The 26,908-nt window shown below is 62.0% G+C and carries 27 protein-coding genes and 1 pseudogene; 8 read left to right on the top strand and 20 right to left on the bottom strand.

Annotation, left to right across the window (positions count from 1 at the left end; translation table 11 throughout):
- The first annotated feature begins 74 nt into the window (after positions 1 to 74).
- Positions 75 to 1,121, top strand: coding sequence for a 3-carboxy-cis,cis-muconate cycloisomerase (locus tag K6N12_RS01295; RefSeq protein ID WP_222148594.1), 1,047 nt, complete (start codon positions 75 to 77; stop codon positions 1,119 to 1,121).
- A gap of 18 nt (positions 1,122 to 1,139) precedes the next feature.
- Here K6N12_RS01295 and K6N12_RS01300 read toward each other — a convergent pair whose 3' ends face one another.
- From K6N12_RS01300 to K6N12_RS01330, 7 genes are all read right to left on the bottom strand, one after another.
- Positions 1,140 to 1,970 (bottom strand): shikimate dehydrogenase family protein, encoded by an 831-nt coding sequence (locus K6N12_RS01300; RefSeq protein WP_183777916.1) that lies wholly within the window; start codon positions 1,968 to 1,970, stop codon positions 1,140 to 1,142.
- A gap of 4 nt (positions 1,971 to 1,974) precedes the next feature.
- The gene (locus tag K6N12_RS01305; protein WP_183854675.1) at positions 1,975 to 3,042 is read right to left on the bottom strand and encodes a Gfo/Idh/MocA family protein; all 1,068 of its coding nucleotides are present in this window, start codon (positions 3,040 to 3,042) and stop codon (positions 1,975 to 1,977) included.
- A gap of 42 nt (positions 3,043 to 3,084) precedes the next feature.
- Positions 3,085 to 3,849 (bottom strand): amino acid ABC transporter ATP-binding protein, encoded by a 765-nt coding sequence (locus K6N12_RS01310; protein WP_281424295.1) that lies wholly within the window; start codon positions 3,847 to 3,849, stop codon positions 3,085 to 3,087.
- A 56-nt stretch (positions 3,850 to 3,905) separates the two neighbouring features.
- On the bottom strand, positions 3,906 to 4,547 hold the full coding sequence (locus K6N12_RS01315) for an amino acid ABC transporter permease (RefSeq protein WP_222148595.1): 642 nt from the start codon (positions 4,545 to 4,547) through the stop codon (positions 3,906 to 3,908).
- Positions 4,548 to 4,556: 9 nt separating this feature from the next.
- Positions 4,557 to 5,225, bottom strand: a complete 669-nt coding sequence (locus K6N12_RS01320) for an amino acid ABC transporter permease (protein ID WP_012555312.1) — start codon at positions 5,223 to 5,225, stop codon at positions 4,557 to 4,559.
- Positions 5,222 to 5,671 (bottom strand): type II 3-dehydroquinate dehydratase, encoded by a 450-nt coding sequence (locus K6N12_RS01325; protein ID WP_097625750.1) that lies wholly within the window; start codon positions 5,669 to 5,671, stop codon positions 5,222 to 5,224. Before K6N12_RS01325 ends, K6N12_RS01320 begins: the two co-directional genes overlap by 4 nt.
- A gap of 307 nt (positions 5,672 to 5,978) precedes the next feature.
- The gene (locus tag K6N12_RS01330; RefSeq protein ID WP_183777912.1) at positions 5,979 to 6,809 is read right to left on the bottom strand and encodes a transporter substrate-binding domain-containing protein; all 831 of its coding nucleotides are present in this window, start codon (positions 6,807 to 6,809) and stop codon (positions 5,979 to 5,981) included.
- Positions 6,810 to 7,029: 220 nt separating this feature from the next.
- Between K6N12_RS01330 and K6N12_RS01335 the strand changes: the two genes are divergently transcribed.
- On the top strand, positions 7,030 to 8,925 hold the full coding sequence (locus tag K6N12_RS01335; RefSeq protein WP_222134874.1) for a bifunctional sugar phosphate isomerase/epimerase/4-hydroxyphenylpyruvate dioxygenase family protein: 1,896 nt from the start codon (positions 7,030 to 7,032) through the stop codon (positions 8,923 to 8,925).
- 25 nt (positions 8,926 to 8,950) lie between these two features.
- Here K6N12_RS01335 and K6N12_RS01340 read toward each other — a convergent pair whose 3' ends face one another.
- A complete protein-coding gene (locus tag K6N12_RS01340) occupies positions 8,951 to 9,625 on the bottom strand; it encodes a GntR family transcriptional regulator (protein WP_012555316.1) in 675 nt (224 codons plus the stop codon).
- 38 nt (positions 9,626 to 9,663) lie between these two features.
- Complete coding sequence (locus K6N12_RS01345) at positions 9,664 to 10,332, bottom strand: GntR family transcriptional regulator (RefSeq protein ID WP_054184068.1); 669 nt, start codon at positions 10,330 to 10,332, stop codon at positions 9,664 to 9,666.
- 497 nt (positions 10,333 to 10,829) lie between these two features.
- Here K6N12_RS01345 and K6N12_RS01350 point away from each other — a divergent pair, with 497 nt between their 5' ends.
- The 3 genes and pseudogenes from K6N12_RS01350 (at position 10,830) to K6N12_RS01360 (ending at position 13,040) form a co-directional block, all read left to right on the top strand.
- Positions 10,830 to 11,660 carry an MBL fold metallo-hydrolase gene (locus tag K6N12_RS01350; protein WP_222148596.1) on the top strand — a complete coding sequence of 277 codons (831 nt, stop codon included), beginning with the start codon at positions 10,830 to 10,832 and terminating at the stop codon, positions 11,658 to 11,660.
- Positions 11,661 to 11,776: 116 nt separating this feature from the next.
- Positions 11,777 to 12,151 (top strand): GFA family protein, encoded by a 375-nt coding sequence (locus K6N12_RS01355; RefSeq protein ID WP_222148597.1) that lies wholly within the window; start codon positions 11,777 to 11,779, stop codon positions 12,149 to 12,151.
- A pseudogene (locus K6N12_RS01360) lies at positions 12,148 to 13,040 on the top strand (alpha/beta fold hydrolase). Before K6N12_RS01355 ends, K6N12_RS01360 begins: the two are co-directional and overlap by 4 nt.
- Before the next feature lie 33 nt (positions 13,041 to 13,073).
- Here the strand turns inward: K6N12_RS01360 and K6N12_RS01365 are convergent.
- Entirely contained in the window at positions 13,074 to 13,826 is a 753-nt protein-coding gene (locus tag K6N12_RS01365; RefSeq protein ID WP_222148598.1) for a polysaccharide deacetylase family protein, read from the bottom strand.
- On the bottom strand, positions 13,823 to 14,917 hold the full coding sequence (locus K6N12_RS01370) for a glycosyltransferase family 4 protein (protein ID WP_183777904.1): 1,095 nt from the start codon (positions 14,915 to 14,917) through the stop codon (positions 13,823 to 13,825). Before K6N12_RS01370 ends, K6N12_RS01365 begins: the two co-directional genes overlap by 4 nt.
- A gap of 180 nt (positions 14,918 to 15,097) precedes the next feature.
- Between K6N12_RS01370 and K6N12_RS01375 the strand changes: the two genes are divergently transcribed.
- Complete coding sequence (locus K6N12_RS01375) at positions 15,098 to 16,816, top strand: adenylate/guanylate cyclase domain-containing protein (protein ID WP_183777903.1); 1,719 nt, start codon at positions 15,098 to 15,100, stop codon at positions 16,814 to 16,816.
- Positions 16,816 to 17,694, top strand: a complete 879-nt coding sequence (locus tag K6N12_RS01380; protein WP_222148599.1) for an FkbM family methyltransferase — start codon at positions 16,816 to 16,818, stop codon at positions 17,692 to 17,694. The genes K6N12_RS01375 and K6N12_RS01380 overlap by 1 nt, the downstream gene beginning before the upstream one ends.
- 35 nt (positions 17,695 to 17,729) lie before the next feature.
- On the opposite strand, the gene K6N12_RS01385 is transcribed toward K6N12_RS01380, so the two are convergent.
- Positions 17,730 to 18,701, bottom strand: coding sequence for a quinone oxidoreductase family protein (locus tag K6N12_RS01385; protein WP_222148600.1), 972 nt, complete (start codon positions 18,699 to 18,701; stop codon positions 17,730 to 17,732).
- Between the two features lie 69 nt (positions 18,702 to 18,770).
- On the opposite strand from K6N12_RS01385, the gene K6N12_RS01390 reads away from it, so the two are divergent.
- Complete coding sequence (locus K6N12_RS01390) at positions 18,771 to 19,664, top strand: LysR family transcriptional regulator (protein ID WP_222148601.1); 894 nt, start codon at positions 18,771 to 18,773, stop codon at positions 19,662 to 19,664.
- 163 nt (positions 19,665 to 19,827) lie between these two features.
- Here K6N12_RS01390 and K6N12_RS01395 read toward each other — a convergent pair whose 3' ends face one another.
- The 8 genes from K6N12_RS01395 to K6N12_RS33935 are packed head-to-tail and all read right to left on the bottom strand — an operon-like array spanning position 19,828 to position 26,758.
- Positions 19,828 to 20,724, bottom strand: coding sequence for an RDD family protein (locus K6N12_RS01395; RefSeq protein ID WP_183777899.1), 897 nt, complete (start codon positions 20,722 to 20,724; stop codon positions 19,828 to 19,830).
- Positions 20,721 to 21,797 carry a stage II sporulation protein M gene (locus tag K6N12_RS01400; RefSeq protein WP_222148668.1) on the bottom strand — a complete coding sequence of 359 codons (1,077 nt, stop codon included), beginning with the start codon at positions 21,795 to 21,797 and terminating at the stop codon, positions 20,721 to 20,723. Before K6N12_RS01400 ends, K6N12_RS01395 begins: the two co-directional genes overlap by 4 nt.
- Positions 21,797 to 23,116 carry a DUF58 domain-containing protein gene (locus tag K6N12_RS01405; RefSeq protein ID WP_183777897.1) on the bottom strand — a complete coding sequence of 440 codons (1,320 nt, stop codon included), beginning with the start codon at positions 23,114 to 23,116 and terminating at the stop codon, positions 21,797 to 21,799. The genes K6N12_RS01400 and K6N12_RS01405 overlap by 1 nt, the downstream gene beginning before the upstream one ends.
- Positions 23,117 to 24,073, bottom strand: coding sequence for an AAA family ATPase (locus K6N12_RS01410; protein WP_222148602.1), 957 nt, complete (start codon positions 24,071 to 24,073; stop codon positions 23,117 to 23,119). It abuts the gene before it with no gap.
- Positions 24,060 to 25,325, bottom strand: a complete 1,266-nt coding sequence (locus K6N12_RS01415; RefSeq protein WP_222148603.1) for a hypothetical protein — start codon at positions 25,323 to 25,325, stop codon at positions 24,060 to 24,062. Before K6N12_RS01415 ends, K6N12_RS01410 begins: the two co-directional genes overlap by 14 nt.
- On the bottom strand, positions 25,318 to 26,073 hold the full coding sequence (locus K6N12_RS01420; protein ID WP_131710719.1) for a hypothetical protein: 756 nt from the start codon (positions 26,071 to 26,073) through the stop codon (positions 25,318 to 25,320). The genes K6N12_RS01415 and K6N12_RS01420 overlap by 8 nt, the downstream gene beginning before the upstream one ends.
- A gap of 3 nt (positions 26,074 to 26,076) precedes the next feature.
- Entirely contained in the window at positions 26,077 to 26,520 is a 444-nt protein-coding gene (locus tag K6N12_RS01425; protein WP_222148604.1) for a DUF805 domain-containing protein, read from the bottom strand.
- Positions 26,507 to 26,758: a DUF805 domain-containing protein gene (locus K6N12_RS33935; protein ID WP_222148605.1), complete on the bottom strand. Its 252-nt coding sequence runs from the start codon at positions 26,756 to 26,758 to the stop codon at positions 26,507 to 26,509. The genes K6N12_RS01425 and K6N12_RS33935 overlap by 14 nt, the downstream gene beginning before the upstream one ends.
- Positions 26,759 to 26,908 lie beyond the last annotated feature (150 nt).

The following is a 26,908-nucleotide window of genomic DNA, read 5'->3' on the forward strand; positions in this document are numbered from 1 at the left end:
CCAAATCCCTTCTCCCCTCGGGGAGAAGGTGGCGGCTGCCGGATGAGGGGGCCACGACCACGAACGAGCAACCCATGACCGCATCGCCCTTCGACCACCCCTTCCTCTCCGGCCTGCTCGGCGACGATGAAATCGCGCCCTATTTCTCCGCCGAGGCCGACATCCGTGCCATGCTCTCCATCGAGGCTGCGTTGGCGAGGGCCGAAGCCGCGCATGGCCTGATCCCCGCCGAAGCCGCAAGGCGGATCGCCGAAATCTGCGCCGCCTTCTCCGCCGATCTGCATCGTCTGCGTGCGGCAACGGCAAGGGACGGCGTCGTCGTTCCAGAGCTTATCAAGCAGCTGCGCGCCAAAGTCGGCGAGGAAGCGGCCAAAAGCCTGCATCTCGGCGCCACCAGCCAGGATGTGATCGACACCAGCCTGATGATCCGCTTGAAGGCGGTGGTCTTCCTGTTTGCCGGCCGGCTTTCCGCCATCGTCGCCGGGCTCGATGGGCTCGATCGCCGGTTCGGCCGCAACCGGCTGATGGGTCATACCCGCATGCAGTCAGCCATCCCGATTTCCGTCAGCGACCGCCTCACTGCGTGGCGCGCGCCACTGGAGATCTGTCGCGACCGGCTGACCGAGCAGAGCTTCCCCGTCCAGTTCGGCGGCGCCGCCGGCACCCTCGACAAGCTCGGACCGCAAGGCCCGGCCATCCGCGCCGCGCTCGCCCAGGAACTTGGCCTGACCGATTGCAGGCAATGGCAGAGCGCGCGTCTGCCGATCGCCGATATCGCCGGCCTGTTTGTCTCGATCTCCGGCAGCCTCGGCAAGATCGGCCAGGATATCGCTCTGCTTGCCCAGGCCGGCGGCGAAATCGAAATCGCAGGCGGCGGCACCTCGTCGGCGATGGCGCACAAGCAGAACCCGGTCGCCGCCGAAACCCTGGTCGCGCTCGCCCGCTTCAACGCCACGGCGCTGTCGGGCATCCACCAGTCCCTCGTCCATGAACAGGAACGCTCGGGTGCCGCCTGGACGCTCGAATGGCTGCTGCTGCCGCAAATGACGATGGCGACCGCCGCTTCGCTGCGGCTGGCGGGGGAACTGACAGGCAATATCAAGCGGCTCGGAACTGCCTAAAGCCGCGCGAAACGGGCATCAACCGAGCTTGGCGATGGCCCGCAGATTGTCGGCCGTCGTTGTCGGGAATTCGAAGAATTCAAGATAGGCGGGGATTTGTTCAAACAGCATATCCGTGCCGACCTGAAAGGTGCAGCCGCGCGCCCGGGCCGCCTCGAGGAAAGGGGTGATCTCCTTGCTCAACACCACCTCGCCGACGAAGGTCGATGGGGAGATGCGGTCGACATCGATCGGCAGTGGGTCACCCCGCCGCATTCCAAGCGGTGTCGCGTTGACGACGATGTCGAAGCCCGTCGGGTCGAGAGAGCCGATCGTGACGTGGAGGTGGGGGTAATATGTCTTCAACCGGTCGAGCAGCGCCGCCGCGGTCGCCTCGTTGGCGTCGACGATCGCCAGATGGGCGACGCCCGCCTTCGCTAGGGATGCCGCGATCGCCGAGCCGACGCCGCCGGCGCCGACGACCAGCGCATTTGCCCCCTCGACTTTTTTGCCCTTGCGCAGAACTCCCCGCACAAAGCCCTCGCCATCGAACATGTCGCCGATCAGCCTGCCGTTCGGATCGAGACGCACCGCATTGCACGAGCCCGCGACTTTGGCGTTGGTCGAGGCTTCGTCGAGCAGTGCCATCGTCGCAATCTTGTGCGGCATGGTGATGAGCGCGCCGTGAATATTGGAGAGCCGGAAGACAAGCTTCAGGAACGCCGGATAGTCTTCCGGCCTGCAGCCCATCGGCACGACGACCGCATCGATGCCGTTCTTCTCGAAATAGGGATTGTAGATCAGAGGCGCCTTGAAGGACTCGGTGGGGTAGCCGAGGTGGGCGATGAGTTTGGTCGTCCCGGTGATCATGTGGCTAGACTTTCTGGGGATCGGCACAGGCGCCGGCGTCAGAGAGGTGGATCATCTGCCCCGAGCGCGCCGATCTCTTGATCGCTTCGACGACCCTGAGGGTGGCAAGGCCCTCCCGCCCGCTCACGAGAGGTGCTGCTTCGCCGCGAATGACATCGCAAAAATGGCTGAGCTGACGGCAAAGCGGATCGGCGGCTTCGTAAGCCACGCGCTCTTCGGCAAGCGGCTCCAGCCAATCCGGTTTCGCCGTCGCTGTCCAAAGCGTCAGATCGGGAATGCCGAGCGAACCCTTCGTGCCGCCGATCTGGTAGCAATGTCCGGCATAGCGGGGAAATGCAGGATTCTCGCCCGTCGTCGCCTCCCAGCTCCAGGGTGCGGCCACCGCATCGCTGCCGGTCAGCGTGGCGAGAACGCCGTTTGCGAACCGCAATGCGACGACTGATGTATCCTCGACGGCGTGGTGGCGCACGGCGTGCGATTCCATCGCATGCACGGCCTCGACCTCACCGAACAGAAATCGGAACAGGTCGACATCATGGATCAGGTTGACGAAGATCGGGCCGGCGCCGGCTTCCCGCCGCCAGGGGATGTCGAAATAGTCGTCCGGCTTGGCGACCCAGAAGGTGCCGTGCACCGTGACGATCCGCCCAAGCCTGCCGCTGTCGACGATCTGTTTGGCCACCTGGATCATCGGGTTGTGGCGACGATGATGACCGACGAGGAGCGGTATCCCTGCGCTTTCGCCGGCGATCACGAGCGCTGCGGCAGCGTCGACGTCGTCGGCGATCGGTTTTTCGATGAGGACGGGAATGCCGGCGGCGATAATCTCCATCGCATTCTCGACGTGAAGCTGGTTCGGCGTTGCCACGATGACGCCGTCGGGCCTGTCCTCGGGGCCGATGTCCTGGAACGACGGGTACCATTGGATGCCGGCATTGCCGGCGAAATCGCGACCGACTGGGGACGGATCGATCAAGGCGGAGAGAAGCGTTCCGGGCTCGGAGATCACGCGCTCGGCATGGCGTCTGCCGATCAGGCCGGCTCCCATGACTGCAATCTTCAATGGCTTCATCATCGGCTCCAGAATTTGACGAGGTGTCGGCCTTGAAACGGCTTATTTCCGCAGGATTTCTCCGAGAAACTTTCTGGTTCGCTCGTGCCGTGGGTTTGTGAAGAATTCGGTGGGCGGGGCTTCCTCGACGATCGCGCCGCTCGCCATAAAGATCACCCGATCGGCGACCTGGCGGGCAAAGCCCATCTCGTGGGTGACGCAGATCATCGTCATGCCCTCGTCGGCCAGCGCGATCATCGTATCCAGCACCTCCTTGACCATCTCCGGGTCGAGCGCCGAGGTCGGCTCATCGAACAGCATCACTTTCGGCCGCATGCAGAGCGCGCGCGCGATGGCGACGCGCTGCTGCTGGCCTCCCGAGAGCTGGACCGGATATTTGTCGGCCTGTTCCAGGATCTTGACCCGCTCAAGCAGCCCGCGCGCCCGGTCCTCGGCCTCCGCCCTGCCGACGCCGATCGCCTTCATCGGCGCCAGCATGCAGTTCTGCAGCACGGTCAGATGCGGAAACAGATTGAACTGCTGGAAGACCATGCCGACCTCCCGGCGGATGGCGTCGATGGTCTTGGCCTGGTCGCTGAGAACGATGCCGCCAACCCGGATCTCGCCCTTCTGGTAGGTCTCGAGATGGTTGATACAGCGGATGAGCGTCGATTTTCCGCTGCCGGAAGGCCCGCACAGGACGATCCTCTCGCCGCTGCGCACCGTCATGTTGATGTCGTGAAGGGCTTGAAACGAGCCGTACCACTTTTCCACCTGCGCCATGGTGATCATGGTTTCCGCGGCCTGGGCGGGAATGGGGCTGGTCATCGGTAGAACTCCACAATTGGCGGGCAAGGCCGCATCGAAGAACAAGGGGATGCGGATCAGCGCGCGGAAGCGGCAAACTTTCGCTCGAGGTGCGCGCCAAGGATCGTCAGCGGGCAGCACATCAGGAAGTACAGGATGCCGACGACGCCGAAGACCGTCAGCGGTTGGAAAATCTGGTTGGAGATGATGTTGCCGGCCCGCGTCAGCTCGGTGAAGCCGACGATCGAGGCAAGCGAAGTGCCTTTGATCAGCTGCACCAGGAAGCCTATCGTCGCAGGCAGCGAGATGCGCAGCGCCTGCGGCAGGATGACATCCCTCATGCGGGAGACGTATCTGAGGCTGAGCGCCTTTGCCGCTTCCGTCTGGCCGCGCGGAACCGCTTCGATCGATCCGCGCCAGATCTCGCCGAGATAGGCGCTGGCATGCAGCGTCAGGCCGATCGCGACGGCCACCCAGGAATCGAGCATCAGCCCGAGCAGGGCCAGGCCGTAATAGACCACGAAAAGCTGCATCAGAAGCGGTGTTCCCTGGAAGACGGCGATATAGCCGGCGGTCAGGCGTTCCAAGAGCGGGTTGCCCGAGACGCGGGCGAGAGCGACGCCGAGCCCGGCAATGCAGCCGCAGACAAAGCCGACGGCGGACAGAAGCACGGTCCATTTCAGACCGATCAGGAGGAAGACGAACTCGTCGTGACCCATGGAATCCTCCTACTTGACGGGATATTTGAAGTAGCGGGCGGAAAACGCCGCAAATAGGCGCATCATCACCCAGGAAATCACGAAATAGAAAAGCGTGACCGTGAAGTAGACCTCGAAGCTCCGGAAGCTCTCCGATTCGATGCGCTGGGAAACGGAGGTCAGCTCATAGGCCGAGATCGCCGAGGCGATGCTGGTGGTCAGCGTCAACAGCACGAACTGGCTGGTCAGCGACGGATAGATCGCCCGCAATGCCGGCTTGAGGATGATCAGCCGGAAGACCTGCGCCTTGTGCAGGCCAAGCGCCAGGCCGGCTTCCATCTGCCCCTTCGGGATCGATTGGACGCCGCCGCGAATGATCTCGATCGCGTAGGCGCCGCCGTTGATGCCGAGCGCGATGATCGCCGTCGGCGTCGGATCCAGCCGGATGCCGGTGAGCGGAAGCGCGAAATAGATGAAGAAGATCTGCACCAGGAACGGCGTGTTGCGGATCAGTTCGACGAAGGCGATGACCAGCCACCGCAAGGGTTTGAGCGCGGAATCGCGCAGGGCAACCCCGCCGATCCCGATGACGATCGCCAGCAGCATTCCGCAAATGGCAAGCAGGAAGGTCCCGAGACAGCCGAGCAGAAGGCTCGGCAGCCCATCGATGACAGGGGTGAAATCCAGCTTGTAATTCATGCTTTCGCTGCTCCCGCCATGTCGGCCATTGCTTCGATGGCAAGCTCATAACCGCGGGCGCCGAAGCCGATCATGATGGCGGTGGCGACGCGCGAGATCAGCGAATTGTGGTAGATGCTTTCGCGCGCATGAACATTCGAGATGTGCAGCTCGATCTTCGGCGGATCGAACATCTTCAGCGCATCGAGAAGGGCGATCGAGGTGAAGGTATAGCCGGCCGGATTGATGATGATGCCGCAGGCTTCTTTGCGGGCCTGATGCACGCTTTCCACAAGCTCGCCCTCGAAATTGGTCTGGCGGAAGTCGACGGCAAAGCCGAGGCTCTCAGCCTTTGCCAGGCACCTGTCCCTGATATCGGCCAGCGTCGTCGAGCCATAGATCGCGGGCTCGCGCTCCCCCAGCAGGTTGAGATTCGGTCCGTTGAGCACAAAAATGGTTCTGGTCATGTCGCGCACCTCAAACGGGCCGGGCCACAAGCATGGCGGTTGTGTTGACGGGCATGGCTGCCAGCCTTCATGGATAAGATTCGTCTGGAGACGGCCGCCTGCCCCTCATCCGGCTGCCGCCACCGACCGGGGTCGAGCCGCGGGTCTCGACCCGTCCTTCGGACCCCCGTAAACGGGGCGAAGGGGATATGCCGCATCCTCTCAATCCCTCACCAGCGTTTCGTGAGGCAAGTCCCCTCGCCCCGTTTACGGGGAGAGGGTTAGGGTGAGGGGCAATCGGCAGCCACCGACGCAAACCGACGCTCGCTCAGTTCGCCGCGAACGGAATGCCTTCCAGCTTTTCCGGGAATTCCGGGACCGGCACCTTCATCCACTTGTCGTAGACGGCCTTGAGATCGCCGTTTGTCTTGATCTTGTCGATGAAGCTGTTCAGCGCCGCATTGATTTCCTTCTCGCCGAGACGCGTGCAGGCGCCGTTGTAGAGCTTCTGGAATTCAAGCTTGTTTTCGAATTCGCCCGGGCGCGCCTTGTTCACCCGGTCCATGTAGAAGATGTTGCCGCCCAGCGTATCGACCTGGCCGGAAACCAGGGCCTGAACGCTCGCAGCGTCTCCGTCATAGCGCCGGATCGTCGTGCCCTCAGGCGCGTTCTTCGTCACCTGCGTATCCTGCGCTGCACCCTTGGCGACGCCGACGCTGAACTTGGCCATGTCGGCATTCGTCTTGATCTCCGCCGATTTGGGACCGATCAGGACGATGGCATTGGCCACATAGGGCTTGCTGAACTGCACGGCCTTTGCGCGATCCGGCAGCATTGCCATGGTCGCGAACAGAACGTCGACACGCCCCGCCGTCAGCGCCGGAATGCGGTTGTTGACTTCGAGCGGCACGAACTCGACGGAAACGCCCAGTTCCTTGGCGAACAGCGTGGCGATGTCGGCGTCGAGGCCGTCCTGCTTACCGCCGCTGGTCACAAAGCCCCAGGGCGGGTTGTCGCCTTGAATTCCGACAATGATCTTACCGCGGGCCTTGATTTCGTCGGGCGTGATGGCGGCGGCCGGTTGCGCCAAGGTGACGGCAGCCACCAGGGCCGCGGCTCCGAGTATCGCGTTTCGACGCGTCAGCATAGATTTGAACATTATGTTTCCTCCTCTTTGGCGGTCGTTCGACCGGACAGCCACCTCACCTTTTGACTGTGGGAAGAATGATTGCCAGAGACGAACGTGTAAATCAACAGAGTTTTTTAAAATCATATGAGATTTTATAATGCATCAATCTATTTGAATTCCTCAAGAGATTAGCGATAATAGGTGAGAGCGATTTTTCGCAGCTGGCGGTGGATGCCGAAAGGGCTTTGACATGAAGACCTCGATTGCGACTGTGACGATCAGCGGCGAACTGCCGGAGAAGCTCGAGGCGATCGCCCGGGCGGGCTTCGACGGCGTCGAAATCTTCGAGAACGATTTCCTGGCCTTCGACGGAAGCCCGGCCGATGTTGGTAAACTGGTGCGCGACCATGGACTGGAGATTACGCTGTTCCAGCCGTTTCGCGACTTCGAGGGCATGCCGGAGCCGCTTAGAAGCCGCACTTTCGACCGTGCCGAACGGAAGTTCGACGTGATGCAGCAGCTTGGAACGGATCTGGTGCTGGTCTGCTCGAACGTCTCGCCGGCCGCCATCGGCGGCATCGACCGGGCGGCCGAGGATTTCCGGGAGCTCGGCGAACGAGCCGCCCGGCGTGGTCTGAGGGTGGGCTACGAGGCGCTCGCCTGGGGTCGCCATATCAGCGACCACCGCGACGCCTGGGAGATCGTGCGGCGCGCCGATCATCCGAATGTCGGCCTCATCCTGGACAGTTTCCACACCTTGTCACGCAAGATCGACGTCAACTCGATCCGCTCGATTCCGAAAGAGAAGATCTTTATCGTCCAGCTTGCCGATGCGCCGCTGATCGACATGGACCTACTCTACTGGAGCCGCCACTTCCGCAATATGCCTGGCGAAGGAGACCTTCCCGTCACGGCCTTTACCGAAGCTGTCGCCGCCACAGGTTATGATGGCTATTTCTCCCTGGAGATTTTCAACGACCAGTTTCGAGGCGGCCTGTCGCGGCCGATCGCCGCCGATGGCCACCGCTCGCTGATCTATCTCGGCGATCAGGTGCGCCGCCATCTCGGCTCTGGCAGCATGACCGGGGCGGCGATGCCGGAACGGGCGGCCGTCAAGGGCGTCGGCTTCGTGGAGTTTGCCACGGACGAACAGGATGAAGTCGAACTGGTGGCCTTGCTGCGCACCCTCGGCTTCAAACAGACCGCCGTCCACCGCACCAAGAAAGTCTCGCTGTTCGAGCAGGGCGAGATCCGCATCCTCGTCAATGTCGATCAAGCGGGATTTGCCAATGCGGCCTATGCCGTACATGGAACGTTTGCCTATGCCATGGCGCTGGTCGTCGACGATGCCGCAATGGCTTTTGCGCGTGCGCTTGCTCTCGATGCCGAGCCCTTTGCCCAGCCGGTGGCGGAGGGTGAACTCGAGCTGCCCGCCATTCGGGGCGTCGGCGGCGGCATCGTCTATCTGATCGACGACAAGAGCGCTCTCGGCCGCTTTTCCGAAATCGACTTTCGCCCGGTCACCGACGACACCGACACGGCGTCTGCCGGCCTTCTCCGCGTCGACCACGTCGCCCAGACGGTCGGCTATGATGAAATGCTCACCTGGCTTTTATTCTATACGTCGATCTTCGAGACCCATAAGACCCCGATGGTCGACATCATCGATCCAGCCGGGGTGGTGCGCAGCCAGGTCGTCGAGAACCAGTCGGGCGGGCTGCGCATCACTATGAACGGAGCCGAAAACCGCCGCACCCTGGCCGGACATTTCATTGCCGAGAAGTTCGGCTCCGGCATCCAACACCTGGCATTTTCGACCGACGACATCTTTGCAACCGCCGAAAAACTTCGCAGCTGCGGTTTCAGTTCCCTGCATATTTCGCCGAACTATTACGAAGACGTCGAAGCCCGCTTCGGGCTCGATCCCGTCATGACCGAGCGGCTGAAAGCGGAGAACATCCTCTATGACCGGGACGAGCACGGCGAGTATTTCCAGCTCTACAGCGGCACCTATGGAGAGGGTTTCTTTTTCGAGATCGTTGAGCGCCGTGGTTATCGCGGCTATGGCGCGCCGAACGCAATTTTCCGGATCGCCGCGCTGAAAAGACAGATGCGCCCGGAGGGAATTCCGAAAGACGTCGATTAATTTCCTGGCTTCAAAGCGATGCGCTCTAGAGAATGCGGCCGCTCTTCAGCACATGTTCGACGCCGCTATGGACGTGCCGTTTGACCACCTCGGTCGCACCGGCGACGTCACGCTGAATGGAAAGTTCGAACAACAGCCGGTGGTCGTCGACGACAGGTTTTCCGCGAAAGCTTTCGGCCAGCATATGATAACGGAGAAAGCGGTCGAAGACCGACGACAGGGTCGCCATCAACGTCTCTGAATTGCAGGCCGAGACAATTGCCTGATGGAACTCCCAATCATATCGAACCCAGTCGACCGTGCGCGAGGTGTCGCCCGCCAGCAGCTTGCGCTCCGCGGCAGCCAGGCGGTGATGGGCCGCGACGATGCGCCCTTCCCATTCGAGATTTCCCGCAGCGAATGCAAGGCCGATCGCATGCGTTTCAAGAACGATCCTCAGATCGGCAAGCTCCAGCAGCTCGCGGCGCGAAGCCGGGCTGACTTCGAAACCACGCTGCCCTTCGGCCAGAACAAGGTTCTCCGTGGTCAGGCGGCTCAGAATTTCGCGCAGCGACGAAATGCCGATGGAGTAGCGCTCCTTTGCCTGCTCCAGCTTGATCTTCGCCCCCGGCGGCAATACCCCCGAGATGATATCCTCGCGGATCTGCCGGAAAACGACATCGCTTACCGTTTCAGCCGGGTCGTGGATCTGTTTGAGCATGGCTCTTCCTGATGTTATGGCCCGGCGAGCATCCGTCGTCATTTCAACGTCCCCCGCGCCAAAGCATGCTCGACCCCGCCTTGAATGTGGAAGGCAAGCACCCGCTTGGCGGTCTCCGCATCCCGCCGCAAGGCCGCATCCAAAAGCTGTTGATGTTCTTCGGCGGCGACATCGCCCCGGTAGGACAGGGCGACCATCTGATATCTCAGATATTTGTCGAAGATGACCGAATGGGTCTGCATCAGCAGTTTCGATCCGCAGGCCGAAATCAGCGCCTGGTGGAACTCCCAGTCGTAACGCTTCCAGTCCTCGGCCCTGCTGGTATCGCCGGATGACATGACCTGCTCCATCCGCGCCAGTTTGTAGTGGGCCGCAACCAGCGGCGCCTCCCATTCCACGTCGCCACGCGCAAGGGACTGCTCCAAGGCATGGCTCTCGAGGAGCAGTCTCATCGCCGCCGTCTCCTTGAGGTCGGAAACCGACACCGGGGAGACTTCGAACCCCTTCTGTCCTTCGGCAACGACAAGCCCTTCGGAGGAGAGCCGGTTCAGCACCTCCCGCAGCGTACTGATGCTGGTCTCGTAGGACTCCTTCAGGCTTTCCAGCTTGAGCTTTTGGGCGGGCGCCAGCCGCCCGAAAATAATGTCAGCCCGAATGCGCCGGTAACTGCTCTCGGCGATGGTCTCGTTTACGACAGGCTGCAGCATTACCGAATCTCTTATATTTTTCGTATCATCAGATATATCGCTTTTCGGCGATAGCGATCAAGGAAACATTCGTGCCGCGGCGTGCACAATTTTCTCAGAGGATGCTATTTTCTGCCGAGATTGACCCTGGATGTAAATCCGGCCCCGCCGCAGCCGTGCATGCCTTGCCTTTCGGCCGCCTAGAGAGTTTTAGCGCAAGCGGGTGACAGCGGAATCAGGGTCGGATGGGCGGCAATTGTTTTTTCGATCGCGCGCAACCATCTAATAGGCATGAATTACGGGAAAATGTCCCCGCCCCAACAGCACGTTTACCGAAAACCAACCATACTGGGTTGCTTTCCGAGGCGAAAGCCGATTGCTTAGGAAAATCTACTTCTTCTTCCGCTAGCGGTTAGGAGAATGAAAGGGGACACAGGCAAACCCGTGGAATTCTGCTGCTTCGCATCGGGATAAACTATGTTTACGATGGCGGTGCGGGAAGGCCGGTTTGAAGAACGATGACGACAGAACTGTTTCAGGTAAAATTTTGGGGCGTCCGCGGCAGTATTCCCGTTTCGGGCCCCGAATTCGACCGCTACGGCGGTAACACTTCCTGCATCGAAATTCGCTGCGGAGAACGCAGGATGATCTTCGACGCCGGCTCCGGCCTGCGCGAGGCGGGGCTGTCGTTGCTCGCCGACGGCGTCAGCGATGTCGACCTGTTCTTCAGCCACTGCCACTACGACCACATCATCGGCCTGCCTTTTTTCAAGGCGATCTATTACCCCTCGATCAACGTCAACATCTGGTCCGGCCATCTCGACGGCAAGATGAGCACGCGTGAGATGGTCGAGCAGTTCATCAGCCCGCCCTGGTTTCCTGTGAAGACCGATATCTGTCAGGCGACGATGAACTTCCGCGACTTCCATCCCGGCCAGGCGCTGACGCCTCACGAAGGCATCGAGATCAAGACCTTCATGCTCAACCATCCGGGCGGCGCCATCGGCTACCGCATCGAATGGCAGGGCCGGTCGGTCGCTCTGATCTACGATATCGAGCATATTCCCGGCAGCCACGACCCGGTCACGCTGGAGATGATGAAGGACGCCGATCTCGTCGTCTACGACTGCACCTACAATGAAGACGAGATGCAGCGTTTCAAGGGCTTCGGCCATTCGACCTGGCAGCACGGCACCGAGCTGGCAAAGATCGCCGGCGCCAAACGCTTCGCCCTCTTCCACCACGCCCCCTCGCGCACCGACGAACAGCTGGCGCAGATGGAAGCCCAGGCGCAGGCCGCGTTCCCAGAATCCTTTGCCGCCCGCGACAATCAGACCGTGGTGATCTGACAGGCTGCAGGCCGCTTTCGCCCGCCGCAGTCGGTCGCGCTTGAGCTTGCTACGGAACCGATCCCGAGCCGGACCGTTTTCTCGGCATCGCAAGATCCTCGAAACGGGTGTCAGCCATGACCGTACTTTCCGGACAATGCCTATGCGGGCAGGTGCGCATCTCTGTTGCCGGCGAACCCAGCCGCGTTGGGATCTGCCATTGCATGGACTGCAGAAAGGAAAGCGGTTCGGCCTTCACCTTCTATGGGATCTGGCCCGCGGGCCAATTCGAACATGCGGGGGAAACCGGCGCGTTCCAAGGCCGGCATTTCTGCACCAGCTGCGGTTCGCGACTGTTTTCCGTCAATGACGAAGAGGCGGAAATCAAGCTTGGCATTCTCTCCGAAGCGCCGACGCCGCTCGTGCCGCGCTACGAACTCTGGATCAAGCGCCGGGAAGCGTGGCTGCGGCCGGTCGAGGGCGCCGAACAGTTTGAGGAAGACCGAAAGTGAGCGCCGCCGGAGACGCTCCGACGGCGGCCCTCGTCCGGCATCGCCGGATCACCGTTGCCGGCGTCGAGACGTTTTATCGCGAAGCCGGAAGACGCGATGCGCCTGTCTTGCTGCTGCCGCATGGATATCCCTGCTCCTCCTATGAATTCCGCAATCTCATGCCGCGCCTGGCTGACCGCTGGCGGTTGATTGCGCCGGACTTCCCCGGTGCCGGCTATAGCGGCACGCCCGACGATTTCGACTACAGCTTCGATGGCTACGCCGCCTGGCTGGAAGCTTTCGTCGACGTGCTGGAGATCGACCGCTTCGCCCTTTACCTCCACGTTTCGGCTCGCCCATCGGTGCGCGACTGGCCATCAAAGATCCCAGGCGCATCGTGGCGCTGATCATCCAGAACGGCGATATTCCCTACGAGGATGCGCTCGGGCCGAAATATGCGGATATCGAGGCGACGTGGTCGCTGCCGCGATCGGAGATGAGGAAGGTGCTGGCCGAGGCGATCAGCAAGGAGACCTTCAAGGAGGAATTCCTCAACGACCTGCCGCCGCCTCTGGCCGCCGCCATCCCGCCGGATCTCTGGACGCTGCACTGGTCGCTGATGACGCCGCGGCGCAAGGAAATCGCCATCGACCTGATCGCCGGGCTGAAAGAGAACCGGGCGTGGTTTCCGCAGCATCGGACATACCTCAGGGAAAACCGGCCTCCGGCCTTGATCGTCTGGGGTCCCAACGACCACTACATGCCGGAACAATCGGCGCGCGCCTATCTCCACGATCTGCCGGATGCGGAACTGCATCTGCTCGGCGGCGGACACTGGCTGCTCGAGACGCATCTCGATGAAGTCACCGCACTGATGCGAGATTTTCTCGGGCGCGTTCACTCCAGGTGATCGGCCAACTGATCGGCCATCGACCGGCAAGCCTCACGGCTTGAGAAGTGCCGATGCCGCCGACCAGTGGACGGCGGGATGCCGTCCCGTTGCGGCAAACAAGGCCGACAGGAAATCCCAGGCGGCGGCGTCGTGCACCAGATGGTGGGTGAGCACGCCGATCGGTTCGTCGCTGCCGGCAAACCGGTCGCGCAATTCCGCCACCAACTCGGCCACCAGCTCCGCCTCGCTCCGTCCGCCGCGGGTGCCGTGCCAGTCGATGATGTCGACATGGGTGTTGAGAAGCGGTATCGGCCCGCCCTGCCTTGCCCGCCCATAGACCGAAAGCGCTGCGAAGCCGAGATCCGGCAGCGCCGGGATGAGGGTGGCGTCGATCCGGTTCCAGGGCGGCACCAGCACCGGCAGGAAACGGGCCGGATGGAGCCGCTGCAGCAGCCGGAACCCGTCACCCAGCTCGCCGAGCACAATCTCCGCCGGCCGGTCACTGCCAAGCTCCTGCTTCTTCCGCTCCGGCCCCGCATGGTTGCTATGCGACCAGCCATGCACGGCAACCGTCACGCCGGCCTCTGCCGCCAGCCGCGCCGCCAATGGCTCGCCCGTCAGGCCAGGAATGACGGCCAGCGTCGGGGGCACCTTGCTTTCGCCGGTTAACGCCAGCAGCCTCTCCAGATCAGGCGTCGGCTCGATCGCATCGTCGTCGCGCAGCCACAAGCGGGCCACACGGCCGGCGGCCTGCCAGCGGTCGAGCTCACGGCGCAGCGGCTCCCAGCTCGTCATGTCGGTCATCGCCTTACTCCTGTTGCCGCATTGGCTCGCAAAATTCCGTCCAGCCGCTCGGCCGCCATCGCCAGCGAGCGCTGGCCGAGCACGAAGCGGCGCGCCGCCTGGCCCATGGCGTCGCGCCTCTCCCCATCGTCCAGCAGGGCAGCCACGGCCGCGGCATAGGCGGCGACATCACCATCCGGCGTCAGCAGGCCGGTCACCCCCGCTTCGACCACGGCGGGCACCCCCGCCGTCTCCTGCGCGACGACGGGCAGGCCGGCGGCCTGGGCTTCCAGATAGGCAAGGCCGTAAGCCTCGCCGCAGCCCGGCCAGACATAGATGCCGCCGCGCCCGAGCAGACCGGCGATTTCGGCCGCATCCCGCTCGCCCAGCCATTCGATGCGGCGGGCGGGAAAGGCGGAAAACAGCGCCTCCACCTCGTGCCGCATCGGGCCATCGCCGATGACGGCAAGCGTCCAGGGCCGGTCTTCGATCAGCCGCAACGCTTTTGCCAGCATGGCATAACTTGCCATCTTGTCGCCGGCCCGCATCATCGCCACCGTCATCAGCCGCAGCGGATCGGGGGCCGGCGACACCCTCTCGAACAGCGCCGTGTCGATGAAGGGTTTCAGGCCGGCAAGCCGCGCCTGCGGAAAGGCGGCCGAAAGGCCCGCCTGGTCGCGTTCGGTGAAGCTGATACTGACGGCCGCCTGCAGGATCGCCTCGCCCACGCGTTTCTGCACGCCTGCCCAGCCGGTGCTATCGCGTTTCGCCGCATAGGACGCCTCGGCTGTGACATAGGGGATGGCGAATTCGGCGGAGATCACCGGCCCGAACGGGTCGGGCGATTTGTAATACGGGTGATAGCAGAACCAGAGTTCGGGTCGCGGCGTGGATGTCCATTTTTGCCGCAGCCGCTGCAGTTCGGCACCGATCGCCGGTTCGAGGTCGGCTGCCGCTTCCGGTGTCGCGGCATGGGTGCGGAATTCGGAGACGACCTCGACCTCGTGCCCGGCCATTTCAAGCGCCCGGATCAGCAGCCGCGCCATCAGCCGGTCGCCCGACGGCACCGGATGGTTCGGCGATTTCATCGGCGCGTAAAAAGCCACCCGCATGCACAACCCTCATATGAAGACACAGTGTTTCCGGCCGTCATGCCCGGTGGCGAAACTCCGCTATTGTCCATTTCCCTAAAACTTGCGCATAAACAGATGGAATGTGATCGCGATGGAAGCAATTCCGCCTCTTTCTCAATCTCTATGAGCCTGCGGTTGCATCGACAAGAACGGGAATGAATGACGACGGTCTCGGCCACAGGGATTTTTTCGGAGCGTATGATCAGAAGGGCGAGGCTCGGTTCCGGCCTGGTCATTTTCATCTTCGTCTTGCTGCACCTGTCGAACCATGCGATCGGCCTGATTTCCGTCTCCGCCGCCGATAAGGCTGCCCGCCTGTTCATGGCGATCTGGCGCAATCCTGTCGGGACGACCATCTTCTATTCGTCGGTTCTGATCCATATAGCGCTGGTGCTGCGCGCCATCTATATGCGCCGCAGCCTCGTCATGCCAAAGGGCGAGATGGCGCAGATCGTGCTCGGTCTGCTGATCCCGCTGCTTCTCATAGATCATGTCATCGGCACGCGCATCGCCCACGAGCTCTACGGTTATATTGATGATTACGAGACGGTCGTCGGCTCGCTGTGGATCCGGGCGCCGGCAAACGGCCTCCGGCAGGCGTTCGGTCTCCTCGCCGTCTGGATCCATGGCTGCATCGGCCTGCATTTCTGGCTGCGCTACCGCCCCTGGTACGCCGGCCTGGCGCCGCTGCTGCTGGCGCTGGCAATCCTCGTGCCGGTGCTCTCGCTGCTCGGTTTCGTTGAAATGGGTCGCACGCTGGCCGACCCCTCCTATCAGCAGGCGGTCGCCAACAGCCCCTATAAGGCGACGGTCAACACCCGTTACGCCTCGAACCCGGAGGTTCTCCGCCAGGTCTCGACGATCCGCGCCGGGCTTTACGGCGCTTTCTCAGCCGCGCTGCTGATCGTCGTCGCAGCCCGCGCCCGGCGCAGGCTGAAGGAGGCCCTCGACCAGGTGGCCGTGCATTATCCGGGCGGCGAGGTGATCCGTGTGCCGCGCGGGTTCTCGGTGCTGGAGGCAAGCCGGCTCGGCGGCCTGCCGCATTATTCCGTCTGCGGCGGCAAGGGCCAGTGTTCCACCTGCCGGGTGCAGATCCTCGGCGACTACGAGCACCTGCCGGTCCCCGACAAGATGGAAAAGACGACGCTGAGGCGCATCAATGCCGGCCCGGACGTGCGGCTTGCCTGCCAGCTTCGCCCGAACCGCGATGTCGCGGTCGCGCCGCTGCTCGTGCCGGCGCTCGAAGCCGCCCTTCCCGCCAACAGCCAGGAGACCAGCCCGGGGCGCGAACGTGAGATCGCCGTGCTCTTCGTTGACATCCGCCATTTCACCACGCTGACGGAAACGCGCCTGCCCTTCGACGTCGTCTTCCTGTTGAACCGCTATTTCGCCATCATCGGCAAGGCGGTGGAGCAGGCGGGCGGGCGGCTCGACAAGTTCATCGGCGACGGCGCCATGGCGCTATTCGGCCTCAACACCGCGCCTGAGGAAGCCTGCCGCCAAGCGCTCAAGGCGGCTGCCGCGATCGTCGCCGAGATCGAGAAGCTCGCCGCCGAACTGGCCGAGGAACTGGCGCTGCCGCTGCGCATCGCGATCGGCATCCACACCGGCCCGGCCGTCGTCGGTACGATGGGCTATGGCCGGGTGCGCAGCATGACGGCGATCGGCGATACCGTGAACGTCGCGAGCCGGCTGGAAAGTGCGGCCAAGGAATTCGAAGCGGCGATCGTCATCTCCGAACCGGTGGCGAGCCTCTCCGGCGCCGATCTTTCGGGCATCGAAAGCCGTGAAATCAGCGTGCGCGGCCGCGCCCTGCCCTTGAAAGTCTATGTCATTCCGAGAGAGAAAGCGGCAGAACCGCTCGAAGGAAAAGACTGATGCCCGGCAAGCCCTGGCTCACCGCCAAATATTGGAGCCGCCGGCTGCGCAAGGCGCGCAATGCCTCGGCCTCGCGCTTCTTCGGCACTCGCTTCGGCCGCCGCCTGCTGATAGAAAATATCGGCCCGCGCGTCGTCTCGATGACGGTCGACGCCGGCGATCATCTGATGACCTTTTCGCCTTCGGATTATATCGGCCGCAAGGTCTTTCGAAAGGGTCATTTCGAGCGCGACGCGGTCGACCGGCTGATCGTCATCCTGCGCGAGCGCGGTCTCCTCAGAAAGGATGCGACGCTGCTCGAGATCGGCGGCAATATCGGCACCCAGACCGTCTATTTCGCCTTGAGCGGTACCTACGCCCGGATCGTCAGCATCGAGCCCGACCCGCGCAATTTCCCGCTGCTTGAACTCAACATCCGCCAGAACCGGCTGACGGAAAAGGTCCATCTCGTCAATTGCGCCGCCGGCGAGAGCGAAGGCGAGATCGACTTCTTCCTCAACCGCAACAATCACGGCAAGAGCAGCGCCATCCGCCAGAGCCCGACCGACAGGAAGATTAGCGTGCCGGTGAAGCCGGTGTCCGAAATCCTCGCCGGCCTGTCGATCGACCCTGGAGCAATCGGCCTCGTCTGGATGGATATCGAAGGCTACGAGCCGATCGCCTGCCGCTCTATGCAGCCCCTGCTTGGCCGCCGCGTGCCGCTCCATATGGAATTCACCCCGCTCTTCTACGGAGCCGAAGGAACAAGAGCCTTCATCTCCATGCTCGCCGGCTACTACGAGGACTGCCTCGTCCTCTTCGAGGACCGCGAGGAGGAGATGAAGGTGCGGGATCTGCCGGGGGAATTCGATCAGTATAACGTGCTGTTTCTGCCGTAGAGACGGCTGCGGAGCCATCCTCTGCGCGCCATGCTCTAAGGCATCAGCAAAATGCTGCCTGCGGCCCGCCCCGACTCCATTTCCATATGCGCTCTTGCAACATCTGCCAAGCTGAACTCGGCCGCGATCTGGCAGACGATCCCTGCTTCCATGGCCTGAACTGCCGCCTGCGCCGCCTCGCGGTATCTTTCGACATCGGCGCACCAGGCCATGATGCTCGGGTGAGAGAGCGACTTGCCCGGCCGAAGCTCCTCGACCGGAACCGGAGGAACCGGACCGGCGGCTTGCCCGATGGTCACAGCCATCCCGAAGGCTCGGACCGAACGAAGACTGTTGACCAGCATATCGCCGCCAATTCCGTCAATGGCGACGTCAACGCCATTGCCATTCGTAAGCCGCTGGACTTCCGCGACGATATCGGCCCCTCGCCCGACGATGAGATGATCCGCGCCGAAGGACTTGGCGAGCACCGCCTTTTCGGGCGTGCTGACGGTGCCAATCACCGTGGCATTGAGCGACTTGGCCCAACGAACGAGGATGCTCCCAAGCCCACCTGCGGCCGCGTGGATCAGAATACGACTTCCATCCCGAACATCGCACGTCTTCTTCAGCAGCATGTAGGCCGTCATGCCTTTGAGCAGCGAACTCGCAGCCGTTTTCGCCGAAACCGAGTCGGGAAGCCTGATCACTCTTTCAGCGGCAATGGTCCTTGTCGTGCAATAGGCTCCGACCGGCGGCCCGGCATACGCCACCCGGTCGCCCTCTTTCACGTCGGTCACGTCTGGGCCGACCGCTGCCACGACACCCGCAGCCTCAACACCGATCACGGCCGGATAAGAGGGCATCGAATAGATGCCCTTCCGATGATAGATGTCCAGGAAGTTGGTCCCGATCGCTTCATGACGAATTTTTATCTCGCCCCGGCCGGGAGCAGCGGAGCGGTGATCCTGTACCTGAAACCGAGTGACGTCGCCTGGGGCGTTCAACATTACGATCTGATCTGTCATCGTTGGATCTCCATGATGCGCACAGGCTAGCGGCTGGCCAAGCGGGTGAAAATTCCCTATTGCTGCACAATGAATGGGAACAAATTCACACACCTCGATTGGGACGATTTGCGGCATTTTCTGGCGCTGGCGCAGTCAGGAACGTTTCTCGGCGCGGCGAAGCAGCTCGGCGTCGAACACGCAACCATAAGCCGGCGCGTCTCATCGCTTGAAGCAACGCTGGAACGCAAGCTCATCGACCGCCGCGGGCGTCGCGTCGTTCTCACTCCGGAAGGCGAGAAGGTTGCCAGGCATGCCGCTGTCATCGCGTTGCAGACAGCCGCGGTCGAGCAGATTGGGCGCAGCAGCGCGACGGAAGTGCGCGGCCATGTGAGGATCAGCGCCCCTCCCGCTCTTTCGAGCGCGCTTCTGGCAAAACCGATCGTGGCCATCCGGCGAGATCATCCGGGTGTGCAGATTACGCTTGTTGGCGAGAAGCGGTTTACGTCGTTGAACAGGCGCGAGACAGACATCGCGATACGACTGTCTAGACCGGAAGATGGCGACTATTCGATCACCAAGCTCCAGGAGCTGACGTTCGACCTCTTCGCTTCGAAGCGTTACCTCGAAACCGTTGCGCCGTCCGAATGGACGTTTATCGGCTACGATGAACCGATGAATTCCTCGCCGCAGCAGCTGCGTCTCAAGGAAGTGGCCGCCGGTCGCCAAATTGCGTTGCGATCATCCGTTCTGGAGTTTCAGGTCGCGGCCGCAAGGCTTGACGGGGGTGTCGTCATGCTGCCCGATTTCGCAGTCTCCGGAGATCTCCAGCGCATCGAGGGCGGACATGCTCTCGTAAGGGAGCTGTGGCTGGTCGTGCACTCGGAGATCAAGGACGTTCCGTCTATTCGTGTCGTCCTGGATGCGCTCAAGAGGGCGTTCAAAAAGAAGCCTGATGCCGGCCCGCCCTATTTGTCCGAGTAAATCAACGATATCGGCCAGGAGCGGGAGATCGACCTTTTGCACTTCGCGGCGTTGGCAGGAACGGTACCGTCAAGGCAGCGGAACCGGATCTCCGCCAAGCCGCGCGCGCCCGGCCGGTTAGGAGGAGACGATACTCGATATTCCGGCCTGCGCATTCAGGCCCTTAAACAAGTTTCTTCGCCTCCGTCCGCGTATGCTCGTGATACTTATTCTCCCGCAGCGTTCCGAATAGCTTCAAGCTCTCCAGATGCTCGCGCTGGGCGCGGTAGAATTCATTGAGGAAGAGCAGTTCCTGGCCGGGCTTGACGGTGTCAGGATATCGGATCCTTCGGATAATGGTGCGCAGGATCTGGACGATTTCTTCGCTCTGGGCGTTCTTTGTGGTGTCGCGAAGCACGTCTTCCAGCGTCTGCAGCTCATATTTGCCGTAGACATCGAGATGCTCGGGCAGGAATTCGAATTCCGGCTGCGCGGCGGCGGCAGGCGCGGACAGGGCGAGATCGGACAAAAGCACGGAGCGGGGATTGTCGATCACCAGCGTGCCGGCGATGATATCGCCAAGCCGTTGCCGGCGCCGGTTGGCGAGCGGAACGATCACGACCACCAGAAGCCAGATGCTCGTCAAACCGTTTTCCCACGCTGACTGATATTCTATCGACGCCAGAAGGCTCATCGGGCCGAAGATCTCGACCTCTTTCATCAGGTTGCGCGCGGTCACCTGGTGTGGCGTCAGTCGCCGTCCGCTAGCGTTGATGACGCGGATGCCGGTTATCTTTTTTCCGAGCGTGCGTCCGTTCCAGATCAATTCCGAGAGAATGTAATAGGGGGTGCGCACCAAGAAACCCAGCAGGACGATCAGCATCGCCTCGACGTTCGAAGGCAGGATTCCCGTAAAGCCGATCACGAAGGCGCAGATGAAGATGAGGATACCGGTGAAGATGATGTCGAGGATTTGCGCACCGAGGCGGCTGCCGATGGAGCCGATCGCGAAAGTGATCGGGACACCCTCCGGCGGGATGAACTGTTCGACGCGTTTGCCGTGCTGAACTGCCTGGTTCATCGCGCAGGCTCACGCGAAACGGTTTTATCCCGGCCGCTAAACAGCAGCCAGCACACCCAAAAGAGGCCCATGCCCCAGCCGATGGTAAGGCGCCAGATCGGATCCTGTACCAGCTGGCGCAGGAAGCCTTCGATCAAGGCGGCCACGATCAGCATCAGCGCCGCCAGGATCGCGAGCTTGACGGCATCGTGTCCCTGGTGGCGCAACGCCTCCCTGCGCGTTCGTTCACCCGGCAGAAGAACGGCAAGCCCGAGCCTTGCGCCGCCGGCGCAGGCAATGGCGATGGCCGCAAGCTCGGTCACGCCGTGGATCGAAAGCCAGCCGAACACCTCGTAACCCAAGCCCTTGCGGGCAAACATCGCATAGAAGGCGCCCAGGATCAGGCCGTTGTAAAAGGTCAGGATGAAGCTCGGCAGCGACACGAAAATGCCGAGCGTGAAAATCAGCACGGCGATGGTCGTGTTGTGGGAAAAGAGAAAGGCGGAAAAGGCGGCCAGCCTGTCGCTGTTATGCCCCTCATTGCCATAGATCGTCGAGCGGAGGTATTCTGCCGATGCGTCCGGGGTGCGCTGGTCAGCGAGGTCCGGCGGCACAAAGGCATAGAACCAGCTCGGGTCGCTGTTGCAGAGCTTGTAGCCGGCAAGCGCGCCCAGAACGAGCGCGAGGAAACCGATGAACAGAGGCAGCGCCGATCGGCGCACTGCCTGCGGGATGCCCTGCACCAGCAGGCGGGTGAGCAGGCCGCCGAGGCTTTCCTGCGGCGCGTAGACGACCAGATAGGCCCGGGCGCAGAGGCTTTCGAGATAGGCGATCAGCGCGCGGTCGAGGGAAATGTCGCGCGCCACGCTCAGCGAATTCATCGCCTGCCTGTAGCCGCCGGCGAGATTGCGGACCTCGTCATAACCAAGCGCTGCCGCGCCACCCTTTTCGGCCCGTGTCACGAGGTCATCAAGCTGACGCCAGTGCGCTTCACGCTCCACCCGGAAGCGCGCCGAGCGAAGCATATCGGCCTGGATGGCGCCGACGTTGACCACCCCGCCCGTATCTCCCCTGTCGCCAATACCGATATCCATCATATCATCTCACGGGATTTGATTTCGATGTAACGCGCAATGAGATCCGAAGTCAGTGCCTCCGGCGTGCTGTCGAGGCAGAGTACGCCGAGACGCGCCAGCTTTTCCATCACGGTGCGCCTCTCCTGCAGGATCTGGCGCGCGGCCACGGAGCGGGCGACGGCGTCCATTGTCACTTCGTCGGGTTCCGTCAGCTTCGCCAGCGTCGGATCGCGCAAGGCGATGTAGACGATGAAATGATGCCGGGCGAGCACCTGGATGTTCTCGATCATCAGTTCCGCGGTGATGCTGTCGACGAAATCGGAAAATATCACGATCAGCGACCGTCGCTTCAGGCGCCCGGACAGATGCGTCAGTCCCAGCGTATGGTTGCTCTCCTGGGTCTCGTAACGAAGCTCTGCGCACATCGTCTGCAGCCGCGGAAAGGCCGCTCTTCCGGGCAGAGCCGGCACGAACAGGCGCGGGCGGCTGTCGAAACTGTAGAAACCGACGAGATCGCCGGCAAGTCCCGCGGCCCAGCACATGGCCAGCGCCGCGTTGATGGCGCGATCGAGCTTGGTGAAGCCGCCGAGCTGTTCGGCCATGAGCCGCCCGGAATCGACGCACAGGATGATCTGGTGGTTTCTTTCGGCCCGCATCTCGCGCACGACCAGATTGCGCATCCGGGCGGACCGTTTCCAATCGATGCTGCGCGGATCCATGCCGCTGGCAAATTCACGCAGCTGATGGAATTCCGATCCTTCGCCGCGCAGCCGCAGATCCTTCTGGCCGGCTTCCAGCGGCAGGATCTGGGTCTTGACCGCTCCCGACAGCACCGGCGATATGTCGGGCAGCACGGCGATCTCTTTTCCCACCGGCATGCGCGCGACCATATCGAGCAGCTTCAGCCGCGACGGCCATTTCAGCCACAGCTCATGGACCGCGTATCGTCCCCGCCGCGTCAGATGAAGATCGAAGGCGGCACTGGTCTGTTCTTCTCCCGCGCCCAATGTGCCACTCGCCAATCTACTTTCGCCGATGGCAAGCTCGGGCGCGCAATCGAGGCGGCTCTCTATACTCCGAGGCACCGCACCCTTCTGCGGCCGGATGGCGAGTGTAAACGCGGCGGTGTGGCCCACAAAGCCTTGCGGCGGCAGATCGAATTCCACCGTCATCCGGCCAGACAGGGCCGACATCACCAGATCGCCTGCCGTCAATGCCGCGACCGCGACCCACAGGCCGATGAGGAGGTAGCCCATATCGTGCCACCACACGCTGACGAAAACCGTCACCGCCGCCAAAATCAGAACAAGCGCGATCAGATACCGGGATGGCCGCATTTAACGGGGCGCGTCCACGCGGTTCATGATGTTGCGGAGCACCTCGTCCGGTGTGCGGCCGTCGATTTCGGCCGAAGGCGAGAGAATGATGCGATGGCGAAGCGCCGGCACCAGCAAGGCCTGAACATCATCCGGCAAACCGTAATCCCGGCCCTCGAAGGCCGCACGCACGCGCACGGCAGAGGCAAGAGCGTCGGCGGCGCGCGTCGATGCGCCGTAGAGAATATCGGCATCGGAGCGGGTGGCGCGCACCAGGTCGACGACATAGGTCAGGATCGTGCTATCCAGATGGATCGCATCGATCAGCGCGCGTCCCTCGGCAAGCGCGGCGCTGGTGACGAGCGGGCGGATGCCGGCATTGCGCATATCCGATTGCAGCGCCTGCCTGGCGTGTTTGGAGAGGATGGCAATTTCTGTATCGCGGTCGGGAAAATCGACGACGAGCTTGAACAGGAAGCGGTCGAGCTGAGCTTCCGGCAGAGGATAGGTGCCCTGCTGTTCGATCGGGTTCTGCGTCGCAAGCACGAAGAAATCCGGTCCCAGGGAGTAATCGGTCCCGTCAAGCGTCACCACCCGCTCGTTCATCGCCTGGAGAAGTGCCGATTGCGTCTTCGGCGGGGCGCGGTTGATCTCATCGGCCAGAAGGATATCGGTAAAGACCGGCCCCTTGGTCAGATGGAACTGATTGGTCTGGAAGTTGAACAGATTGACGCCGAGCACATCGCCGGGCATCAAATCGGGCGTGAACTGGATGCGGCGATAATCCAGCGCCATGGCGGCGGAAACCGAGCGGGCCAGCAGGGTTTTGGCCGTGCCGGGCGGGCCTTCGACGAGGCAGTGACCACCGGCAAAGATCGAGATGAGGACGAGATCGATGATCGCATCCTGACCCTGCACCACTTTGCCGATTTCGCCGCGAACGATGGCGATAAGATTGCGTAATTCACCTAGATCCAAGGTCAAAGCTCCCCAGCGATTTTCTGAATGTATCGAGATTGCGGTGCAGGTCCGCCCGCGTCATCACATGTCCGCGTTCGATCAGCGCCTCGGCTACGGCGTGCAGGGCCTGCGCGGCTGCCTTGTCCTGTCGCGCCAGGCGTTGAAACAGCCGCGCTATGCCGGCCTGATTGCCGGCTCCGGAGCCGAAGAGCAGCTGCGCCTTGTCGGCAAGCAGATGCAGCACGAACTGGCCGGCCATCCGCCCGTCATTGCCCGACAGGCGCAAGAGCCGCGCCGTAGCATCGATCGCGGCGGTCTTCGACAGCTCGATGTTTGCGGATGCCTCCCGCAAAGGCGGCCCGAAGCGATAGGCGCCCCGCCAGAAGCAGATCGCCGCGACGACAAGCAGCGCCCCCCAGATGACGGAGAGCGGGTAGGCGAAAAACCGCTGGAGATCGGAGGCCGACCGCTCATAAGACTTGCCCTCGTCCACCGGTTTTTCGCTGTCCAGAGGCTGGCCGGCCGTATCCAGGTAGACCGGCCGCGTCTCGCCGGCGCCGCGCAGATGCTGGATCAGCGACACGGCAAAGACGGCGTTGTCGGCCAAAGCCAATCCATGATTGTTCAACAGGTCGGTATCCGAAAGCAGATAGACATTGGGCTCCTGCGCGCAGCGCAGGAGCAGCGCACCCAACGGCGTGCCGGCAATCTCTTTGCAGCCGCTCGGGAGGCTCGACCGCTCGAAGGTCTGTGCTTGATAGAGGTCGATCTTGATTGGCTGGCCCGGGTTCAGCTGGGTTTGCGCCTCTTCAAAATCCGTCTTGCTGCGGGCGAAGCCGAAATCCGAGTACCCGATCTTGTCGAGTTCGCCGCTGATATCGATCAGGTCAACCAGTCCCGATTTGCTGGCAATACCATCCGTTGACACGCTGCCGCGCCATTTCGGCAAAATGATCAGCGTCGGCAGGGCGTATCGGCTTGCCTCCTCAGCCGGGTTTGCCGGGCCATCATCCTCGTCTGGCCGAGGGGCAACAGCCTCGCCTTGGCGTATCGACAGGGGAACGATGCGCAGCGAGATTTCCGAACTCGCTCGGGCGACATGCGGGTCGGATCGGATGACAGGGATTCCCTTGGCCTGCAGCCACAATTCCAATCCCTTGTTGCCGAGCGGCGAGCGGTCGAAATCGTTGCCCCGCGGCAGCCAAAAAAGTGCCAGCGCTGCCAGCGCAAGCACCAGAACCAGGATTAAAACGGGGGCCGACTTACGCATGGGCCAATCTGCCCGTTGCAAGCAGGTCGCGCGCCGTCGTGAGAAGGACGCCGAAATGGTTTTCCGCAACGCTGCGGCCACCGTAATGCACAAGTTCCACCGCAGTCAGGAAATTTGCAAGCCGCTCGCGGTCGGGCATATTCTTCGGCAGCCGGGCGAAAACCGCCCGTTCCGTATCGGCGCGGAAAAGCCGTGTTCCGGTAATATCCGCCGCGTGCAGCAGGCAATGCCTGAGCAAGAGGACAAGCGCCTGCCTTCGATCCGCCATGGCCGCAATGCGCTGCAGGAAATCGCTCGGCTTTCCCTCAGCCTCCGCAACTGACGTGCGCCAGCTTTCCGGCGCCTCGCCTTGCCGCTTCATGTCGCGGGGAGCCGATGAGAGCAAGACACCGCCATTGCCGAAGCGTATCAACAGTCCAATAACCACGATGAGACCGACGAGCACCACGGCAACCGCCAGTGGCCCGCTGACGACCGGCTCGCGCGGGATAAACAACGGCTTGCGTTGCGGTGACGATGTCGTCGTATTCGATGCCGGTGCATCTTTCGCAGAGGCGTCGCCATAGATGAGCGTACAGCGCAAGCCGTTCTGCTGGCACTGCGAAGTATATTCGGCCCCAGCGGTGCTCCTTTGAAGATCACCGCCCTCGGCCTGCTGACTGGTGCTGTCCTGCGCTTGCGCAGGAGGAAAGGGAGCCGAGGCGGCCAGGAACAAGGCCACCAGCAGGCCGGCGTTGCGACTGCTCATGCTCTAGGCAAATACCTCTGCTCGCGCTTCGGGACGCAACGGATCCGGACCGAACTTGTTCGGACCTTCGGTGCCCGGAAGCACGGAAATGACAAAGATCACGAGGCCCGTGACGATACCGACATAAGGAATATAACCGCAGACAAACAGCGCGAGATACCACCAACCGGAAATATTGCGGTCATGGAAATGGCGAACCTGCAGGGATATCCCTGGCAAAAGGATTGCGAGCGCGAACAATATCCAGATGACCACGGTATAGCTAACCGGTGACGGGACTCCGCCGCCACTGGTGGCGTAGGCGAGCACAAAGGCTAGAATTGCAAGCGGGACCAGCGCCAGTACGCAGAATAGCATGAACCACCAATATTCCGAGCGAGAGGCCCTCCCGGAAAAGGTTGCATATTTCTGCTTCAGAACAGTCCGAACAGCTTCAGTAAACCCCATTTGAAATGCCCCCATTTCCGCTTGCTGCAAGCGAGGTGACTGGGACGGCAATCATTAGCGACAAAGATGCAATGTCGCTAAGAGCGGCGACGAGGGTTCCACTAATTGCAATCACAAATGCAATCAGCCCCAGCACATAGAGAAGATAAGACCACCAAAACTCCGATCGTGAAGCCCTGCCGGAGAAGGTCGCATATTTCTCCTTGAAAACCGTCCGAACGGCTTCAGTAAACGCCATTGAAATGCTCATTTCTGCTTACTGGCGCGGCGATCACTGACCATCGCCTTGGAATGGCCGAAATATCAGATGAAAACCAGCTACAATTCAAACGCATAAATTGCAATAAGTCAGTTGTTTCAAACAGGCGCTAGCACAAAGTTGAGGATC

This window comes from Rhizobium redzepovicii (assembly GCF_019793435.1).
Lineage (GTDB): Bacteria > Pseudomonadota > Alphaproteobacteria > Rhizobiales > Rhizobiaceae > Rhizobium > Rhizobium redzepovicii.